The organism is Nostoc sp., from assembly GCF_041747015.1.
In the GTDB taxonomy this organism is placed as follows: domain Bacteria; phylum Cyanobacteriota; class Cyanobacteriia; order Cyanobacteriales; family Nostocaceae; genus Nostoc.
On the sequence record NZ_JBGTFY010000418.1, the window covers coordinates 1 to 4,056 of the forward strand.

3 protein-coding genes and 1 pseudogene are annotated in these 4,056 nt (G+C 43.8%); 2 read left to right on the forward strand and 2 right to left on the reverse strand.

The genetic code is table 11. The annotated features are described in order from the left end of the window. Both ACEW80_RS32705 and ACEW80_RS32710 read right to left on the reverse strand, forming a co-directional pair. On the reverse strand, positions 1-1,079 hold a 1,079-nt coding region (locus ACEW80_RS32705), incomplete at its 3' end, for an FprA family A-type flavoprotein (protein WP_373530599.1). Between the two features lie 407 nt (positions 1,080-1,486). Further along, positions 1,487-3,226, reverse strand: a complete 1,740-nt coding sequence (locus ACEW80_RS32710; protein ID WP_373530600.1) for a diflavin flavoprotein — start codon at positions 3,224-3,226, stop codon at positions 1,487-1,489. A 241-nt stretch (positions 3,227-3,467) separates the two neighbouring features. Here ACEW80_RS32710 and ACEW80_RS32715 point away from each other — a divergent pair, with 241 nt between their 5' ends. Further along, positions 3,468-3,794, forward strand: coding sequence for a DUF433 domain-containing protein (locus tag ACEW80_RS32715; protein WP_373530601.1), 327 nt, complete (start codon positions 3,468-3,470; stop codon positions 3,792-3,794). A gap of 3 nt (positions 3,795-3,797) precedes the next feature. Continuing rightward, positions 3,798-3,923, forward strand: a pseudogene (locus tag ACEW80_RS32720) (DUF5615 family PIN-like protein); the annotation flags it as partial. Positions 3,924-4,056 lie beyond the last annotated feature (133 nt).

The following is a 4,056-nucleotide window of genomic DNA, read 5'->3' on the forward strand; positions in this document are numbered from 1 at the left end:
ATTAAATCAAATGCTTCACCGCTCCAGCCATAGGAACCAAAGACTCCGGCAAGTTTGCTGTTGTCACCGCTCGATAACACAATCCCTAAAGCAGTATGAATGGGAGTCGGCGCATGACCGCCGATGGTGGGCGAACCGATGATAAAACCGTCTGACTGTGCTAGGTTGATGCGAACTTCATCAGGGGTAGCAAATTCGCAGTTGATTGATTTGACTGCGACTCCACCTTTAGTTAGTCCCAGAGCGATCGCTTGGGCTAAAGTCGCCGTATTCCCGTAAGCTGAAGCATATAGTAGAGCTACAGAAATCTCGCGATCGTTGTGAGAACGGCTCCATTCTCCATAAGCTTTGGTAAGTTCGATTAAGCTGGTGCGGACTAAGGGACCGTGACCCACAGCATACATTCTCACCGGCAAATCTGATATTTTCTCCAAAGCTGCTTCCACATGAGGAGCTTGGGGAGCCATCAGGCAGTTAAAATAGTAACGCTGGTCTTCTTTGAGCGCTTCCCAGTTATCATCAAACACTTCATCGCCACAGAGATGAGTTGCAAATAACTTATCTGTGTAAAGAATTTGGGTTTGCTGGTCGTAGGTACAAAGTCCTTCTGGCCAGCGTGGACTGGGAGTGGGGAGGAATTTTAAAACATGACCTTTGCCTAAATCCAGAGTTTCTTTCCCACGCATTACTAGGACGTTCAAATCTTTCTCTAGGAAAGCAGCACGCAAATTGTTTGCACCAGGAAGGGAACAGACAAAAGTTACCTGTGGTGCTAATTCTAAAATTGCTTTGAGGGTTGCAACTCGGTTGGGATTAAAATGACCGAGGATTATATAATCCAAACGTTGCAAATCTACAGTCTGCCGTAATGCTTCTAAATAAATTTCGGTAAAGCTTTCTGGGGGTGGATCAATAAGTGCGGTTTTATCAGCTTCAATTAAATAGCAATTGGAGGTAGTACCTCTTTCAAGTGCGTATTCAATTTCAAACCGTAGACGTGACCAACTACGCGCTCTGATAGCTTTAGTATTTGTAGCAATTGGCAGAACTTGTACGTCGCGTGGCTTGGAATTGGGCATAACTGTTTTAAAGTTTGGGAATTGGGCATTGGGCATTGGGCATTGGAGAAGATGAGGGAGATGAGGTTCTGAGCCTAGACGTTGAGCCTTTTAGCCTGGACTTTGAGCCTTTTAGCCTCGACGTTGAGCCTTTTAACCTGGAAGTTGCGCTTTTGAGCCTGAAACTTTAAGTTCCAACTCTCCCTTTCATCTCTCAATACGATTCGGATAAGACTTGATCCCCCCAACCCCCCTTAAAAAGGGGGGCTAAGAATGGATGGCTCTTTTTCCCCCTTTTTAAGGGGAGCCAGTCCGCCCTTGCGGTTTCCCGACTTGAAGGATCTGGCGTGGACTAAGGGGGATCTTTAAGGACTATGCACCTAACCGAACCGTATTGACTCAGCACTCATGACTCAGCACTGTTTCGATTAATAGTAATTACCTACTTTCCGATGGCGAACGGCTGTCAGTCCATCATTTTTGGAAACACGACCTTCTTGGACGGTGCAGTATAAAATCCAGTGGTCGCTGCATTCCATGCTGCTCTGGATTTCACATTCGATGTATGCTAGAGCATCAGTTAAAATCGGAGAACCGTTTTTCGCGGTTTGAGTTTTCACTCCAGCAAATCGGTCAGCACCGGGATGCAAGCGCTTGAGAAAGTGCTTCTTGAGTTCTTGATAATTGCCTTCTTCCAAAACGTTGAGGACGAAGCGATCGCCTACTTGCATTAAGGAATCAATGGCGCGGTCTTTGGCAACGGCAATTGTCAATCCTAATGGTTGCAAACTTGCTTGTGTTACCCAAGATGCCAGCATTGCACTTGATACATTTTCTTTTTTAGTAGTGACTATATACAGTCCACTACTAATGCGACCCAGCGCCTTTTCCATGTTGACATCAAGGGACTTGATTTGCTTGATGTTGCGATCGCGCACTAGCAATTGTCCGAAGTCTTTACCCGCTTCTTCACACAACTGAAATGTAGATGCAGTGGGAGCTTCTCTAATCCGAATCGCTGGGAAAGCTTCTTTGATACCAGAGTCGAGAAATTTTCTGCGGAGTGTATCAATGGGTTCATCATCCCCACCGTAACATTCAAACAGCCCAACCATTTGCTTGTTCTTGGCAACAGCTAGCACCGAACTGATACTAGCTTGAGCGGCGGCGTCGCTAGTCGGAGGCATACCGATAATGATCCCAGCTGCTCTACCGGCTAATTCTTGGATTTCTTGGCTCTCAGCAGTACTCAAATCGAGGACTTCTACCCCAACCCCAGTTTTCTGTATACCTTCGGCAATTGCATGACCAAGGCGTTCGCCATAGCCGTAATCTGAGACAAAAAACAAGCCGATGGTGGTTTCTGCTTTAGCTTGTTTTTGGCTCCAATTTTCGTAGCACCCGGTTAGAACATCTAGATGGTGGTATAGTAGGGGACCGTGACCGTTGGCGATAATATTAATCTTCCCAAGATCACCCATTCGCTTCATCGCATTCAGCAGCGAACGAGAGTTAGGTCCCATCAAGCAGTCGTAGTAAAATCTGAAGTCAGCTTCGATCGCTTCTAAATCTTCATCGAAGGTGCGATCGTCGCAAAAGTGCATCCCAAAAGCATCACAGGTGTAGAGAATTTGGGTTTTGCGGTCAAAGCTAAAGATTGTATCTGGCCAGTGCAGGTTAGGCGCACTCACGAATTCGATTTCGTGTCCTTTGCCGATATCAATGCGATCGCCAGTTTTTACAATCCGTTTAGAAAAAGGATCGTGTACTAAGCCTTCTAAAAATTGCAGCGCAACTTTTGAGGCTAAGACGGTAGCTCTAGGAGCTAATTGAAGAACATCTTCCACCAAGCCGCTATGATCTGGCTCTGTGTGGCTGACAATTATATAATCAATTGTTTTGGGGTTGACAAGACCTTTGAGAGTCTCTAAATACAGATCGCGAAACTTCTGGTGAGAAGTATCAATCAAAACTGTTTGTTCACCCCTAATTAGATATGAATTGTAGGTTGTGCCGTTTTGCAGTCCGAATTCGATATCGAAGCGATCGCGGTCCCAATCAAGAGAGCGAATCGCCGTTGTGTTAGGGGCAATTTCTACAGTTTGTATAGTTAGCCGATGTTGAACGTTCTCTGCGTGGGCATTGCCTGTCGTAGACATCGCTACCATTATTCGTCTCCGAGCGCAAATTAACAGGTTTTTTCTTTCCCCATTGTCCCCATTATTTTTTTTTTAAGTTGTAATGAATAGTAGTTTTTCCAAAAATTAACTTGTATCAATTGTTGCTGTTTTTTAGCAAAAAATATGACTCCAAAAATATCCTAAATATTAATTTAGCTTGTAGCGATTGCTCATTCTATCCCAGTCGCTACAATTAAGCAAATAAAGTAAAAATTTAGCCAGTTACTCTATGACTCTCCAAGAACTAGAAAATCAAGTCCTAGCACTACCCCCAACAGAAAAAGCAGCAATTATCCAAAGTCTAACTCAAACTATCAATATTGGAGCTAAAGGTATTACTAAAACACCTGGTGTTTGCGGTGGAGAAGCTTGTATTGCTGGAACCCGCATTGCTATTTGGCTATTAGTTGAAGCGCGTTGTCTTGGCATTACTGAAGCACAACTTTTGCAAGATTATCCTCATATTAGTGCAGCCGATTTAGTTAACACTTGGATATATGCAGATGCTTATCCTGAAGAAATTGAAGCTGCTATCCGCGCTAATGAGGTTGCTTAAATAATGGCGCGTTTATATGCTGATGAGCAGTTCCCACGGAAAGTAAGTGAACTACTGCGAACAATGGGACATGATGTTTTAACAGTACAAGAAGCTGGAAATGCAAATCTGGGAATTCCTGATCAGCAATTCTCATTTTGGAAAAAATAGGGTATTAACCCCGATTTTGGAATTGAAAATATAGTACAAAATAACTAGTTTTTCAGCCAGAGGCAATGGCTAAAAAAACAATTAGGTCGAATAATTAAGTATAAATACTTGA

Bases quoted from the DNA above. Each gene is read 5' to 3' on its own strand.
- ACEW80_RS32710 (WP_373530600.1), bottom strand. From the start codon at position 3,226: ATGGTAGCGATGTCTACGACAGGCAATGCCCACGCAGAGAACGTTCAA.
- ACEW80_RS32715 (WP_373530601.1), top strand. From the start codon at position 3,468: ATGACTCTCCAAGAACTAGAAAATCAAGTCCTAGCACTACCCCCAACA.